We start from the raw sequence: 14,481 nt of genomic DNA, 5'->3' as shown, positions 1-14,481 counted from the left end.
AAAACGGTCTGCGGATGCCGCCATAACCGATTGATTGCAAAGAAAAACCGCGCGTTCCCCGGAACGCGCGGTTTTGTCTTTCCGAGCGTGGGCTCGCTTAACGCGAGCGCAGCTTCATGTGGCGGTTCACGTCCTTGTAGAGCAGGTAACGGAACTTGCCCGGGCCGCCGGCATAGCAAGCCTGCGGGCAGAACGCGCGCAGCCACATATAGTCGCCGGCCTCGACCTCGACCCAATCCTGGTTGAGTCGGTAGACCGCCTTGCCTTCGAGCACATAGAGGCCGTGTTCCATCACGTGCGTCTCGGCAAAGGGAATGATCGCGCCGGGTTCGAAGGTGACGATCGTCATGTGCATGTCGTGGCGCAGGTCCGTCGGGTCGACGAAGCGGGTCGTTGCCCACTTGCCTTCGGTGCCGGGCATCGGCGACGGGGTGATTTCGGCCTCATTGGTGAAGAAGGCCTCCGGCGCGGGCAGGCCATCGACATACTCGTAGGCCTTGCGCACCCAGTGGAAGCGAACGGTCGCTTCACTTGCATTGCGAACGGTCCAGTTGCTTGCCGGCGGGATGAAGGCGAAGCCGCCCGGCTGCATCTTGTGCGCCTTGCCGTCGAGCGTGATGGTCAATTCGCCCTCAACGACGAAGATCGCGCCTTCGGCGCCCTCGTCGAGTTCGGGCTTGTCACTACCGCCCCCCGGAGCGATTTCCATGATATATTGTGAAAATGTTTCAGCAAAACCGGAGAGCGGCCGGGACAGTATCCACAGCCGGGTCTTGTCCCAGAACGGCAGATAGCTGGTGACGATGTCCATCATCGTCCCTTTCGGAATCACCGCATAGGCTTCAGTGAAGACCGCGCGATCCGAAAGCAGTTGGGTTTGGGGCGGGTTGCCGCCATGCGGCGCATAATAACTACGGTTGGTCATATCTTCCTTCAGTCTGCTGGCAGGCACCGCCTCCTCTAAAGTGCGGTGCAATGGGTCGCGCGCGCCGCATCAGAGCAATGCAGTGCGAAGATCGCGGGGCTGGTCCTTCTCCTCGTCCAGATCCAGTTCCGCTTCCACATGGTTCAGGTGCTCGGCCATCTCCTTGATCGCGCTCGCCACATCGCGAGAAGCGATGAACTCGACCACGGCCAGGTGCTCGTCCGGCCCGCAATTGTGCAGGTGGTTCGACCGGTACATCGCTGTGATCAGGGATGTCCGGGACACGAGGTCTCGCAGGATGCCGAAGAGGAAGGCAGAACCCGAAAGCTCCGCGAGCAACAGGTGGAAACCGCCGGAAAGCCGAACGATATCAGAAAGATTGCCGGACCGGCCGGCAATGCGCTCCTCTTCGATATGGGCGCGCAACCGGACGATATCCTTGGGATTGGCGCGCTCGCAAAGGCGCTCGACGACGCGCTGCTCGATCGCCCTGCGGGCAACGAAGACATCGCGTGCCTCGTCCACCGAAGGCTCGGAGACGAAGGCGCCACGGTTCGGCATGATCGTCACAAGGCCATCGCGCTCGAGCGCGGTCAGTGCCTGGCGGATGCGCGCCCTGCTGACGGAGAATATTTCGGCAAGTTGCTCTTCTTTCAATCGCGTTCCCGGCCGTAGCCGACGCTCTGCAATCGCAAGCCAGATCTTCTCGCAAATGATCGCCGTCGGAGCACCGGCGACTTCGTCCGCGTTATACATGAAATCTCCCTTAGCCGTTCGCTTACTCTCGCCGTGCGGCGCTCAAAGTCAATTCCATCCGCTGCAGTTAGATATTGACTACAAAATTGTAGACAATATTGTGTACCGCAACTTGATGTGCAATGGCAACCGCTTAAACACGACCGTGCGACCGGCACAAACCCGGGCCGCGGCGCCAATTGAGAGCTCCGATGGACTTCGATTTCACAGAACTGCCGGCCCAGGACCGTTACCGCCTGCTGACGAACTTCATCGGCCCGCGACCGATCGCGCTGGTCTCGACGCTCTCGCCGAGCGGACAGGACAATGCCGCGCCGATGAGCTTCTTCAACGTCTTCTCGCACGACCCGCCGATCGTCATCCTCGGTATCCAGACCCGCCCGAACGGCGAAGAGAAGGACACGGTCGCCAATATCCGGCGTACCAACGAATTCGTCGTCAACATGGTGGACATGGCGATCGCCGACCAGATGCTGGTCTGCGGCCTATCCTTCGAGCCGGATGTCGACGAAGTGGCAATCGCCGGACTGACAGCGGCTGACGGCCTCAAGGTTGGCGCCCGCCGTATCGTCGAGTCGCCCTGCTCGATGGAATGCCGTGTCGAACGGCTCATTGAATACGACCGCCGAGTCATCGTTCTCGGCGAGGTCGTGCATATGCACGTGCGCAAGGACTGCCTCGACGAGGAGGGCCGCTACGTCGACCCGTCGCAATACCAGCCGATCGCACGGCTGCACGCCAATAACTACATCACATCGGATCGTCAATTCGTCATGCCGACGCCCGACATTGCCGCCTATGCCCCCCTTGCAAACGCCATGCGGAAGACGAGCTGATCCATGCGCATCCTGCTGATCAATCCAAACTCCACCCGCTCGATGACCGAACAGGCGCACCGCAGCGCCGAGCGCGTCGCTGCATCCGACACGCAACTCGAATCGATCAACCCGACATCGAGCCCGGCCAGCATCGAAGGCCACGCGGACGAAGCGATGGCGGTGCCGGCGATGCTTGCGGAGATCCGCAAGGGCGAAGCGCGCGGCGTCGATGCCTATGTGATTGCCTGCTTCGACGATCCCGGCCTTGGCGCTGCACGCGAAATCGCCCGCGGTCCGGTCATCGGCATCTGTCAGGCGGCCGTGCAGGTGGCGATGAACATCGCGACCCGTTTTACGATCATCACCACCCTGCCCCGCTCCGTGCCGATCATCGAGGATCTGGCCGAGGCCTACGGTGCCGGCCATCGCTGCCGCAAGGTGCGCTCGGTCGACATGCCCGTGCTGGCGCTGGAGGAGGATCTTGCCCACACCGAGGAGATGCTGGTTCAGGAAATCCTGAAGGCACGTCAGGAGGATGGCGCGGAAGCGATCATCCTCGGCTGCGCCGGCATGTCCGAGCTCTGCGATCGGCTGAAGGCGCGGACCGGCATGCCCGTGATCGACGGCGTGACGGCGGCCGTGAAGCTTGCCGAAGCGCTGGTCGGTGGCGGCTATGCCACCTCTAAGGTGGGCGCCTACGACTATCCGCGTGCCAAGGAAACACCAGCCTGCCAGTTGGTCGACGCCGGCTGAGCGCATCCCGATATGTCACCGGACGCACATGGCGCGCCCGGTGACATTATGTTCAGAAGCTTGACGCCTTCAGCGCGTCAGAGCATCGAGCTGCTCCTCGAGCGTCGCCACCTTGCGCTCAAGCGCTTCCAGTCGTTCTTCGAGGGCCGATAAAGCCGAGCCGCTCGGCGCCGAAGACACGACGGCCCTTTCGGCAGGCTGCTCGACGTCACCGCACAACAGATGCGCGAACCGGTCCTCGCGCTGGCCGGCACCCCGGTTCAGTTGAACGATCAGCGGCGGCCGGCGGCCCATCATCAGATCCAGATTGTCCTTCAGCTCCTCGACCGACGAGAACCGTGCCATGCGCTCGCTGCGCGCCCAAAGCTCGTAGGCCGTCTGGGGGCCGCGAAGAAGAAGCAGGCCGAGCACGACGATCTGCGGCGACGTCAGCGAAAAACGGTTGGCTGCGAGGTGCTCGTAGCGCTCGACCCGCGAGGCAAACGCCTGCCGGACCAATCCCTTCTGCGCCAGGGACGAGAGCGCGCGGTGGATCTCGACCTGCTCGAGCGCCATGACCGGATCGCGCGCCGTTTTCTGGTTGGCAGCCGAATGCGCCGAATTGAGCGTCAGCGGATAGACGTCGGGCGTCGTTTCCTTCTTCTCGATCAGGCATCCGAGAACGCGGGCTTCAACGGCATTGAGGATGGGGAAATCGGTGTCGGAGGTCGTGTTCATAGGCCAACTCTTCAAATCAACGCATTTCGATCCCGGCCAGATGTCCCAAGCGGGATGCGGTCCGGCCATCGGCCCTTACCCTAACGTGAGTGTTGGAGCCCGGGAATGGTCATCGGTCTATTTCGTTGAATTCCGGTTAGCAGGCTAGCATTTGCCTGACGACAGCGGTGCGAAAGGGGCGCGCGATTTGCCCGGAGCAAAGACTGAAACTTGCCGGCGGCAAAAAAAGAGGCTCCGCGACTGGCACGACACGGAGCCCAAGGCTTCAGGGAAAGAGGTCGGCGTTACGCTGCGTTGATCGCCTTCACCGTTTCTTCGATGCGGTGACAGGCGGCACGCGAACCGTCAGAAAAGCTGCGCATCTCCGGCCGCTCGCTCTTGCAGCGCTGGTCTGCAAACGGGCAACGCGGATGGAAGGTACAGCCGGACGGCGGGTTCAGCGGGCTCGGCACTTCGCTTGCCGCAATGCTGCGCCCGCGCTTCGGATGGGTGATATCCGGGATCGTCTCCAGCAGCAGCTGGGTATAGGGATGCCGCGGATTGGCAAAGAGCGTCTCGGTGTCGGCCTCCTCGACGATGCGTCCGAGATACATGACGGCGATCCGATCCGACATGTGACGCACCACGCTCATATCGTGACTGATGAAGAGATAGGTCAGCCCCATCTCGTCCTGCAGCTTGCGCATGAGGTTGAGGATCTGCGCCTGGACCGATACGTCGAGCGCCGAGGTCGGCTCGTCGCAGACGAGGAACTCCGGCTCGCCGGCAAGCGCGCGGGCAATCGAGATACGCTGGCGCTGGCCGCCCGAAAACTCGTGCGGAAACTTCGCGCCATCAGAGGGCGCAAGGCCGACGATCGTGAGCAGCTCGCCGACCCGTTCCATGATCTCGGCTTCGGAGTTGCGCAGCTTCAACTCGCGCAGCGGTTCGGCGATGATGTTGCGCACCCGCCAGCGCGGATTGAGGCTGGCATAGGGATCCTGGAAGATCATCTGAGCCGAGAGCGGCTCGCCGTTCTTGCTCGGTGCGAACCGCACCTCGCCTTCGCTGGCGCGATAGAGACCGGTGACCAGCCGCGCCACCGTCGACTTGCCGCAGCCGGATTCGCCGACGAGGCTCAGACAACCGCCCATGGGTACGGTAAAGCTGATGTCATCCACGGCGCGCACGAACTGCCGCGGTTTGCGCTCGATCACCCGGTTCAGCCAGGGTGCCGAAACGTCGAAATTGCAGGTCAGGTCGTTGACCGTCAGGGCATCACTCATAGCACTCCTCCTGCATTGAGCCAGCATGCGGCGACGCCGGTCCCGACCGGCGCCGGTTCGGGCCGATCCTTGCGGCAGCGCGGTCCGGCATCCGGGCAGCGCGGATTGAAGGCGCAGCCGGCGGGGATCGCGTTCAGACGCGGCATGGAACCGTCGATCTGGTTCAGCCGCTCGACCCGGCGGCCAAGCGCCGGGATCGAGCCCATCAGGCCGCGCGTATAGGGATGGCGGGCATTTTTCAGTACCTCGGCCACAGGGCCGATCTCGACGAGACGCCCGGCATACATGACCGCCACGCGATCGGCCGTCTCGGCAATCACGCCCATGTCGTGGGTGACGAGCATGACCGCCGTTCCGTGATCGTCGCAAAGACGGCGAAGCAGCGAGGTGATCTGCGCCTGGATCGAGACGTCGAGCGCCGTCGTCGGCTCGTCGGCAATGATCAGCTTCGGTTCTGCGGCGAGCGCCAAGGCGATGACAACGCGCTGGCGCATGCCGCCCGAGAACTGATGCGGATAGTGGTCATAACGTGCCTCGGGCGCCGGAATGCCGACTTCCTTCAGGAGCTGGATGGCACGCGCCTTGGCATCGGCCCTGGACAGCTTCAAGTGGAGGCGGATCGTCTCGACAAGCTGCGCCCCGACGGTGAAGAGCGGGTTCAGCGACGTCAGCGGATCCTGGAAGATTGCGCCGATCTGCCGGCCGCGGACCTGCTGCATCTGCTTGTCGTCGAGCTGGTCGATGCGGCGGCCGCCGACCCAGACCTCGCCGCCGGAAATGCGACCAGGCGGCTCCAGAAGTCCCTGGACGGCAAGACCGGTCATCGACTTTCCAGCGCCGGATTCACCGACGACGCCGAGGATTTCGCCGGGGCGAATGCTGAGCGAAACGTCGGATAGCGCCTGCACCGTTCCATGGCGGCCGGGGAATTCGACGCAGAGACCGCGCACGTCGAGCACGGCCGATGAGGCATGTTCAGTCATCGCTGCACCTCCAATGGGTAGCTCGGCGGGAAGATCTCGCTGACAGGCGGGTGACCGAAGCTCCGCTCCGGATACTTGGCAATCAGGCCATCGAACTGGACCTGTGCCTGCGCGCGTGCCGCGTTCATGTCGAAGCCTGCCACCTCGCCATCGCGCATCGACAGACGGCCATCGACGAAAACCGCCTTGGTGACGCGTCCGGAACCACCGACGACGAGCGTCGTGATCGGATCGATCGCCGGCGCCATGTGATGGTCCATGAGATCGAAGACGGCGATATCGGCACGGGCGCCCGCTTCCAGGCGACCGAGATCCGAGCGGCCGAGCGCCTTGGCGCCGCCAAGTGTCGCGGCGTCGAAGAGATCGGCGCAACTTACGGCTGACGGGTCGCCTTCGACGACGCGGGCAGCAATCAGGCCGACGAGCAGGTTCATCAGCATGTCCGGCGGCGTGGTGTCTGTGCCCATGGCAATGTTGACGCCGCGGGCCTTCACCGAGCGGAACGAGTTCAGCGTGCTGCCGCCGCGGGCCGAAACCAGCGGGCAGTGCACGATGCTCACGCCATTTTCGGCATAGAGCCGCAGATCGTTGTCGGTCGCATGCGTTGCGTGCGGCGCAATCAGCCGGTCGCTCAAGAAACCGAAGCTCGCCAGCCATTCCGGCGCCGTCTTGCCATGCAGGCGGCGGACGGTGTCGACCTCCATCGTGCCCTGCGCAGCATGAAGCCGGATCGGGCAATTGAGGTCGCGCGCCGCATCGGCGGTGCGAACCAGCAGTTTCTCGGTGCAGGTTTCCACCCGGTCGGGAGCCAGCAGGCCCTTCACCAGGCCACCATGGCGACCTTCATGGTCACGGATGAAGCCAATCGCGTCGTCAAGGCCCTTCAGACCCCTTGCCTCGTCGAAGATCGCTTCGAGCTGACCCGGCGCCGTCACCATCATGCCGCCGGCGCGATAGGCCGGGCTCAGATAAACGCGAAGACCGAGGTCACCTGCGGCGTCGGATGCGGCGGCGAATTCAGCAACGGTCTCGCCCCATTCGCGATAGAAAAGCGAGGCGATCGGCGCTGCGGTGGTGATGCCATTCAAGAGAAGCTGCGCGAAGGCGAAGCGCTTCTGGAACGCCAGCTCCTCCTGCGTGTACATCTCATAGGGGCCGCGCTCGATGTAGCTCAGCGGCCAGACGCGACCCTTGGCCCAGCCGGGCTGATGGTCGATCGCAAGGATCGTCGTGTCGAGATCTGAGAGCGCGTCGAGGTCGATCAGCCCGGGGCTGATCATGGCAGCGCCGAGATCGATGCGGCGTGCCACTTCACCCTCGAAGCGCGGGCCGACATAGAGCAGCGTGCCGCCCTCGATGACGACTTCGCCGTTCGGGATCAGCCGGTGCGAACCGTCGCGGTGCCCGAGCACCCATTGCGCTGTCAGAAGCGTGCGTCCTTCGGCGCGCTCACCGAGCGTCAAATCCTTGATGTTGGTCATGGGATCGCCACCTCCGCAACGCCGTTGCGGGCGACGACGCGGCCGCGCTTGACGACTATCGGCCGAGGCGCGACGTCGACGACGGCATGCGCCAAAGTCTCGCCGGTGAGCAGGGTGAAATCGGCGTCACAGCCGACCTCGAGGCCATAGCCCTCGATATCCATGACGTCGGCGCCGCCCTTGGAGCAGACGTAGAGCGCGTATTCAAGATCGACGTCGCGGCGCAGGCCGTTCTTCATGCCGAGGATGCGGGCACGATCCATCATGTCGGGCTGGCCCCACGGACCCCAGGTGTCGCGGATACCGTCGCAGCCGGCAGCAACCTTCACGCCGGCATCCTTCAGACGCAAGATCGACGGCACGGTCGAAGACGGCGAACCGGTGGTGACGATACGGATATCGAGTTCGGCGATCTGTTCGATCAGGCCGCCGACGCGCAGATAATCCGGCGCGCCGAGTGCAAAGGCATGGCTGATCGCCACCTTGCCCTGCATGCCGAGCGCTCGGATGCGTTCGAACATCATTTCCATGCTGAAGGCGCCGAGCTCGCCCTGCTCGTGCAGGTGAATGTCGATCGGCTTTCCGTGTTTTTCGGCAAGACCGAAGATCGCGTCGAGATGGCCCTTCGGGTCGCGGTCGATGCCGCAGGGATCAATGCCGCCAAGGACTTCAGCACCTTTGCTCAGAGCCTGGTCGAGCAGCTCCACAGTACCAGGCCGGGTGACGAGACCCGACTGCGGGAAGGCGACGATCTCGATATCGATGACATCCTTCAGCGCCTGGCGGGTTTCGATGATGCCTTCCATCAGCCGGAGGCCGTGGGTGGTGTCGATGTCGACATGGCTGCGGATGTGGCTTGCGCCATTGGCAGCGAGCATGATCGCCTGGCGCATGGACTGGCGGTGCGGATCAATGCCGATTTCAAGCCGCTTCTCACGTTCGAAATCGATGCGTTCGCGCAGCGTCGCGGTTTTGGCGTTGACGTGCCAGGGCATGCCCCAGACCGACTTGTCGAGATGGGTATGCGCCTCGATCAGACCGGAGATCACGATATGGCCGTTGCCGTCTTCCACGGCCACGCCATCGGCGGCAAGTCCCTTGCCGAAGGCGGCGATCTTGCCGTCGCGCACGAGAATGTCGGTCGCTTCGCCGGCGTTGGGCCTGACGTTACGGATCAGGAGATTGGACATCATTCACCTCAATTTCGGATTGAGCGCATCGCGCAGCCAGTCACCGAGCAGGTTGACCGAGACGACGAGAAGGCAAAGCTGGACGACGGGGAAGAGTACCACCCACCATACGCCCGAAAACAGGAACTGATTGCCGAGACGGATCAGCGTTCCAAGGCTCGGCTGGCTCGGCGGCATGCCGATGCCGAGGAACGAAAGCGTCGCTTCCGTCAGGATCGCCATGCCGAAGTTCAGGGTCGCAGCGACCATGATCGGCGTCAGCGTGTTCGGCAGGATGTGCTTCAGCATGATCCGCCGAGCCGGCGTTTTCAGAAGGCGCGCAGCCTGCACGTATTCCTTGCCGCGTTCGACGATCGTCTGGGCACGCACGGTACGAGCATATTGCACCCAGGCGCTGAGCGTGATCGCCAGCACCAGAACGGCGGCAGAGCCGACATCCCTGAGTTCCGGCGGCAGCATCTGGCGCGCGACGGCGCTGACGAGGATCGCGATCAGGATGGTCGGGATCGACAGAAGCACGTCGCCGATGCGCATCAGGAAGTTGTCGATGAAGCGACCGAAATAGCCGGCAACGAGGCCGAGGCTAAGGCCGACCGCGAGCGAAAGCACGACCGAGGCGACGCCGATCAGGATCGAGATGCGCGAACCATAGAGAATGGCCGAGAGCATGTCGCGCCCTTGCGTGTCGGTGCCGAGCACGTAAGGCCATTGGCCGTCGGCCTCCCAGATCGGCGGCAGCTCGGAGTTCCAGAGCTCGAGCTGAGCCGGATCGAAGGGGTTCTGCGGCGCAATCAAAGGTGCTGCAAAGGCGGTCGCGATCAGGAACGTAAGGATGATCGCGCCGATGATTGCCGAAGGCTTGTGGGTGAAGGACCACCAGAGATCGCTCTGGCGCCAGCGGGCAAGCCGCGAAGGCTTGCGCGCAGGTGTGGTTTGCTGGACGTGATCTGTCATGGCAACGACCTCAGCGGGTTGCATCGCGCAACCGCGGATCGATGACCGCATAGGCGATATCGACGAGCGTATTGAGCGTGACGAAGATGAAGGAGACGATGCAGAGATAGCCCGCCATGACTGGCATATCGAGGAAGGTGACCGCCTGGATGAAGAGCATGCCCATGCCCGGCCACTGGAACACGGTTTCGGTGATCAGCGCGAAGGCGATCAGCGAGCCAAAGTTCATCGCCGTCATGGTGACAACCGGCATCAGACAGTTCCTGAGCGCATGTCGGAAATAGATCCGCCACCGCGGCACGCCACGGGCGCGTGCGAACTTGATGAAGTCCGAGCGCAGCACTTCCATCATTTCTGCGCGCACCAGGCGCATGACCAGAGTGATCTGGTAGAGCGCGAGTGCGAGCGACGGCAGAAGCAGCGACGCGCGGCCCGACGACGTCAACAGGCCGGTGCTCCACCAGCCGAGCTGCACCACATCGCCGCGCCCGAAAGCAGGTACGAGGCCGAGCGTTACGGCGAAGACGAGGATCAGAAGGATACCGACGACGAAGCTCGGCAAGGAGACGCCGATGATACTGACGAACTGCAACCCCTCGGAATACCATCGCCCTCGGTGGATAGCGGTCAGGACGCCGAGTGGAAGGCCGATCAGGAGCGACAGGACGGTTGCGACCAGCGCCAGTTCCATCGTTGCCGGGAAGCGCTCGGCAATGAGCTTCATCACGTCCTGGCCGTTGCGGTAGCTGATGCCGAAATCGCCCTGGGCGGCATTGCCGACGAAGCGACCGAACTGGGTGAGGAACGAATCGTTGAGCCCGAGTTTTTCGCGCAGCTCGATACGGTCGGCCTGCGACATCTGCTCGTTGGCCATCAACTCGACCGGATCGCCGGCGAAGCGGAAGATCAGGAAGGCGAGCAGCGCGACGGCGAGCATGACCAGCACGGCATTGGCCAGCCGCTTGATGAGAAAGACAATCATTGGGTTTCTCGCTGAATGAGGAGCCCCGGCAAAGCACGCTCTGCCGGGGCAGGAAAACTCAATCGCCGATACGGGTCAGCCAGTGACGCGGCTTGTTGTCGGCCCGAATGGTCACATCCGTGACGTTCTTCGACATTGCCCAGGCCATCGGCTGCTGGTGCAACGGGATCATGATGACCTCATCCTTGGCGAACTTCAGCGCCTCGGTCTCGATCGCCAGACGCTTGTCGTGATCCATCTCGAGCGCGGCCTTCTTCACCATCGCGTCGAGTTCCGGATAGGACCAGCCGCCATAGTTGGCAACGCCGGCAGCACCTTCACGGGTCGAGAGAACCTGAACCAGGATCGAATAGGCATCGAGCGTCGGCTCGTTGGCCCAGCCGATCATGTAGGCGTCGGACTTGCCGCCGGCGCGCTTCGGCGCCTGCACGGCGCGCGGACCGATGTCGAGGGTTGGCTTCAGGCCGACGCGCGACAGCATAGAGACCAGTGCGCTGCAGACGTCTTCCTCGTTGACGCTTTCGTCGTTCATGCAGACGAGCGTGAACTCCTTGCCGACGGCGCCTGCCTCTTCGAGCAGCTTCTTGGAGAGTTCCGGATCATAGGCGGTCGGCACATCGAGTTCGGCGCTGTAGCCCGGGATTTCCGGAGCAACCATGGTGCCGGCGACATGCGACTTGCCGCGCATCACGCGCTTGAAGATCAGCTGACGGTCGATGGCATGGTCAATCGCCTGGCGCACCTTGATGTTGTTGAAGAAGTTTTCGCGACCGTCGGCGAAGGTCTCGTGACGGTTGAAGACCATGTGCACGGTGCGCAGGTCAGTGCGCTCGATTACCTTGATGTCCGGCGAGCTCTTTAGGCGCTCAAGATCCTGAACCGGCGCACCATCGGTCAGATCGATTTCGCCCGAAAGCAGCGCTGCAACGCGGGTTGCGGCCGAGGTAATCGGCATGAATTCAATGCGGTCGAGATTGTGCTTCGGCGTATCCCACCAGCCGTCGTTCTTGATGAGAACGGTCTTGCTGTCGGGCACGCGCGATTCGACCTTGAACGGGCCGGTGCCGTTGGTGTTGTAGGTGGCGTAGCCTTCGACCTTGGCGCCGACATCGGTTGGCAGCTCGGACTTGTTGTCGACCAGCCAGTCCTTGTCGAACATGAAGATGTTGGTCATGTCGTTGAGGAAGAGCGGGTTCGGCGAATTGACTTCGATGTCGACCGTGTAATCGTCGACCTTGGTGGTCGAGACATAGGCCGGAATGTTGCCGCGCAGCGGCGAGGTCGGATGGCTGACGCGGGCCATGGAGGCGACGACGTCGTCAGCGTTGAACTCGGCGCCGTTTTGGAACTTTACGCCCTTGCGCAGATGGAAGCGCCAGACCTTGTCCTTGACCATCTCCCAGCTCGTGGCGAGCGCCGGCTCGACCTTGAACTCCGGCGTGTAGCGCGTCAGGCCTTCGTACACGTGGTTGAGGAAGGCCAGGTTCGAGGTGCTGCCATAGGAATAGGGGTCGAGCGAGAAGATATCCCGCGGGCTACCCCAACGCAGCGTTTCGGCGGAGGCCGAGGATGCGAGAAAGGCAAATGCCAACCCCGCGAGGAGATGCTTTCTCAGTTTCATGTCGTTCCCTCTGTTTTCTCATCAGTCGCCATATGCAGGCGCCCTCACCCACTCGTGAGCAAGTTGCCCTAGATTTGAAGCTGTCGGCGACAATGTCAACTATTTTGTCGACAATTTTGTATGCATGATTGTTTAAAGTCGCATACGACGGCAAAGACGCCCACTCGTCGACGAACAAAGGCATGGGGAAATTTCAGGGAACGCAGCAACTGTCGGGCGAATCGAAACCGCCGAGCCTCGGCAGGCAAGCCGCGCACGGACACGGTGCAAAATCGTCGCAAGAACCGGATTCGACCGAAAACACTGACGTTTACGCGTGTTTCTGCATGTAAACGTGACGGATACGGAGCCGGCAACAGCACGTGAGCCTTCTCAAACGGCGGTGCGCGCAACGGTGGCAACGGTTGCGATCACCTTCGGAGGAGACTTCTGCTGCAGATTTCAGGTTACCGGCATTTCAAGCTCGCCCGCGTGGCATGCTCAAAGATGCCGGGATTGGCCGAAGCTGATCTGGGCCAACGGCGTCTCCGCCGGCGCAGAACATGCCAGGCGGCCCGCCAGCCTCCCCCGCTCCAAAAATCCGTGGGCAAGCTGACGTCCATGGCTAGGCTCTTGGCTGCAGCTCTCCTAGATTGGCCCCTCGAAAATGTGAGGAGGAATGCGCGTGAAAGTCTATCTCGCTGGCCCGGAAGTGTTTCTGCCCAATGCGGCTGAGATCCAGAAACTGAAGGCGGAACTGGCGCGCGCTGCCGGGTTTACGCCGCTGGTGCCGGGCGATCTCGAGATCCCGCCGGCTCCGACCAAGCATCAGCGCGGCCTTGCAATCTACGCCGTCGACGAAGGCATGATGCTTGCCGCCGACATGATCATCGCCAACCTGACGCCGTTTCGCGGCATCAGCGCCGACGTCGGCACAGTGTTCGAACTCGGCTTCATGTGCGGCCATGGCAAGCACGTCTATGCCTATACGAACACCGCCCGCAGCTACTACGAGCGCATCCTGCATGACCACTACGGCGGAAACGCCGCCCTGCGCCCCGACGGCCGCATGGCCGGTCCGGACGGGAACAGCATCGAAGACTTCGATATGGCCGACAACCTGATGCTAGATGGCGGCGTTCTGCGACGGGAAGGCAGGCTCGTGCAGCGCGAAGTACCCGAGGCTGATCGCCTGACCGACCTACAAGCCTTCAAGGAATGCCTTGCGATTGCCGCCAAGCAGCATCTGGCATAGCGGCCGGCCGGAAGCCGATGCTCTGTGACGGGAGTTAGTCGCTGGCGCAGGGCCAGCCCGCCGGCGCATTCATGCCGGTGGGAAGCTTGGTCGAGCTGTCGCCGCAGGTCATGTCGACCTGCTCCTGCTCAAGTCCGGTTGCCTCCGACAGGTCAACGCCCTCGATACGCGTCAGGAACATGAACGCGCCCTGGAAATCGATCGGGCCGGAAAAACTCGTGCTGGTCAGGTCCGCGCGCGAAAGATTGGCGTGCGTAAACCGGGTTCCTGTGAGCTCCGCCTTGTCGAAATTGGCTCGGCCCAGTTCGGCTTTCTCAAAGCTTGCGCCCGTCAAGCGGGCGCCGCTGAAATTGGCCCGCTGCAGCTCGGAGTTCACGAACGATGCCTTCTCGGCGGAGACGCCGGCAAAGTTGCAGCGATAGGCTTCGATCTTGGAGAAGTTCGCGCCATTCGCCGTCGCTCCCGCAATCGAGGATCGAACCAGAGTTGCCTTTTCCAGATTGGCTTCCGTCAGGTTCGCGCCGCGCAGATCCGTCAAGGTGAAGTCGGTGTTTACGAGATTGGCACCCTGAAGGTCGCTGCCGCCGAGCATAAGCGCTTTCTTGTTGCAGTCGGTCCAGTCGGCTCCGGGCGATGCCGAATCCTTGCAACTGGCCGCTTGCGCCATCGACGGCGCCGCGAACGCGACAAGGCCCAAAGCAGCCGCCGGAACGACCAGTCTTTTCATGACGTCGGCCACGATCCTCGATGCCGTTGCGCGAGCCGGGCGCAGCTTACCGCGCTCCTGGCCGAGATTGATTTT

14 protein-coding genes are annotated in these 14,481 nt (G+C 62.6%); 3 read left to right on the top strand and 11 right to left on the bottom strand.

What is annotated here, in order from left to right; translation table 11 throughout:
* Window positions 1-97: 97 nt before the first annotated feature.
* Together JVX98_RS00160 and JVX98_RS00155 are read right to left on the bottom strand one after the other, a co-directional pair.
* The gene (locus JVX98_RS00160; RefSeq protein WP_205236437.1) at window positions 98-925 is read right to left on the bottom strand and encodes a bifunctional allantoicase/(S)-ureidoglycine aminohydrolase; all 828 of its coding nucleotides are present in this window, start codon (window positions 923-925) and stop codon (window positions 98-100) included.
* Between the two features lie 69 nt (window positions 926-994).
* Window positions 995-1,681: a GntR family transcriptional regulator gene (locus JVX98_RS00155; protein WP_052201955.1), complete on the bottom strand. Its 687-nt coding sequence runs from the start codon at window positions 1,679-1,681 to the stop codon at window positions 995-997.
* A gap of 191 nt (window positions 1,682-1,872) precedes the next feature.
* On the opposite strand from JVX98_RS00155, the gene JVX98_RS00150 reads away from it, so the two are divergent.
* Together JVX98_RS00150 and JVX98_RS00145 are read left to right on the top strand one after the other, a co-directional pair.
* Entirely contained in the window at window positions 1,873-2,517 is a 645-nt protein-coding gene (locus JVX98_RS00150) for a flavin reductase family protein (protein WP_043621296.1), read from the top strand.
* A gap of 3 nt (window positions 2,518-2,520) precedes the next feature.
* On the top strand, window positions 2,521-3,252 hold the full coding sequence (locus JVX98_RS00145) for an aspartate/glutamate racemase family protein (protein ID WP_205236436.1): 732 nt from the start codon (window positions 2,521-2,523) through the stop codon (window positions 3,250-3,252).
* Window positions 3,253-3,321: 69 nt separating this feature from the next.
* On the opposite strand, the gene JVX98_RS00140 is transcribed toward JVX98_RS00145, so the two are convergent.
* From JVX98_RS00140 to JVX98_RS00105, 8 genes are all read right to left on the bottom strand, one after another.
* Window positions 3,322-3,969 carry a YceH family protein gene (locus tag JVX98_RS00140; protein ID WP_192449942.1) on the bottom strand — a complete coding sequence of 216 codons (648 nt, stop codon included), beginning with the start codon at window positions 3,967-3,969 and terminating at the stop codon, window positions 3,322-3,324.
* A 284-nt stretch (window positions 3,970-4,253) separates the two neighbouring features.
* Complete coding sequence (locus JVX98_RS00135) at window positions 4,254-5,234, bottom strand: ABC transporter ATP-binding protein (RefSeq protein WP_246764830.1); 981 nt, start codon at window positions 5,232-5,234, stop codon at window positions 4,254-4,256.
* Window positions 5,231-6,217, bottom strand: a complete 987-nt coding sequence (locus JVX98_RS00130) for an ABC transporter ATP-binding protein (RefSeq protein ID WP_043621306.1) — start codon at window positions 6,215-6,217, stop codon at window positions 5,231-5,233. Before JVX98_RS00130 ends, JVX98_RS00135 begins: the two co-directional genes overlap by 4 nt.
* Complete coding sequence (locus JVX98_RS00125) at window positions 6,214-7,698, bottom strand: amidohydrolase family protein (RefSeq protein ID WP_205236435.1); 1,485 nt, start codon at window positions 7,696-7,698, stop codon at window positions 6,214-6,216. The genes JVX98_RS00130 and JVX98_RS00125 overlap by 4 nt, the downstream gene beginning before the upstream one ends.
* Entirely contained in the window at window positions 7,695-8,888 is a 1,194-nt protein-coding gene (locus tag JVX98_RS00120) for an amidohydrolase family protein (protein WP_205236434.1), read from the bottom strand. The genes JVX98_RS00125 and JVX98_RS00120 overlap by 4 nt, the downstream gene beginning before the upstream one ends.
* 3 nt (window positions 8,889-8,891) lie before the next feature.
* Window positions 8,892-9,842: an ABC transporter permease gene (locus tag JVX98_RS00115; protein WP_060529200.1), complete on the bottom strand. Its 951-nt coding sequence runs from the start codon at window positions 9,840-9,842 to the stop codon at window positions 8,892-8,894.
* A gap of 10 nt (window positions 9,843-9,852) precedes the next feature.
* Window positions 9,853-10,824: an ABC transporter permease gene (locus tag JVX98_RS00110; RefSeq protein WP_034797927.1), complete on the bottom strand. Its 972-nt coding sequence runs from the start codon at window positions 10,822-10,824 to the stop codon at window positions 9,853-9,855.
* A gap of 58 nt (window positions 10,825-10,882) precedes the next feature.
* Window positions 10,883-12,445, bottom strand: coding sequence for an ABC transporter substrate-binding protein (locus JVX98_RS00105; RefSeq protein ID WP_060539346.1), 1,563 nt, complete (start codon window positions 12,443-12,445; stop codon window positions 10,883-10,885).
* 658 nt (window positions 12,446-13,103) lie between these two features.
* Here JVX98_RS00105 and JVX98_RS00100 point away from each other — a divergent pair.
* Entirely contained in the window at window positions 13,104-13,679 is a 576-nt protein-coding gene (locus JVX98_RS00100) for a nucleoside 2-deoxyribosyltransferase (protein WP_205236433.1), read from the top strand.
* Between the two features lie 34 nt (window positions 13,680-13,713).
* Here JVX98_RS00100 and JVX98_RS00095 read toward each other — a convergent pair whose 3' ends face one another.
* A complete protein-coding gene (locus tag JVX98_RS00095; RefSeq protein WP_192450049.1) occupies window positions 13,714-14,406 on the bottom strand; it encodes a pentapeptide repeat-containing protein in 693 nt (230 codons plus the stop codon).
* Window positions 14,407-14,481: the final 75 nt, after the last annotated feature.

Source organism: Ensifer sp. PDNC004 (assembly GCF_016919405.1).
In the GTDB taxonomy this organism is placed as follows: Bacteria; Pseudomonadota; Alphaproteobacteria; order Rhizobiales; family Rhizobiaceae; genus Ensifer.
The sequence above is the reverse complement of the archived record's forward strand: the minus strand, read 5'-3'. Positions and strand labels throughout refer to the sequence as shown.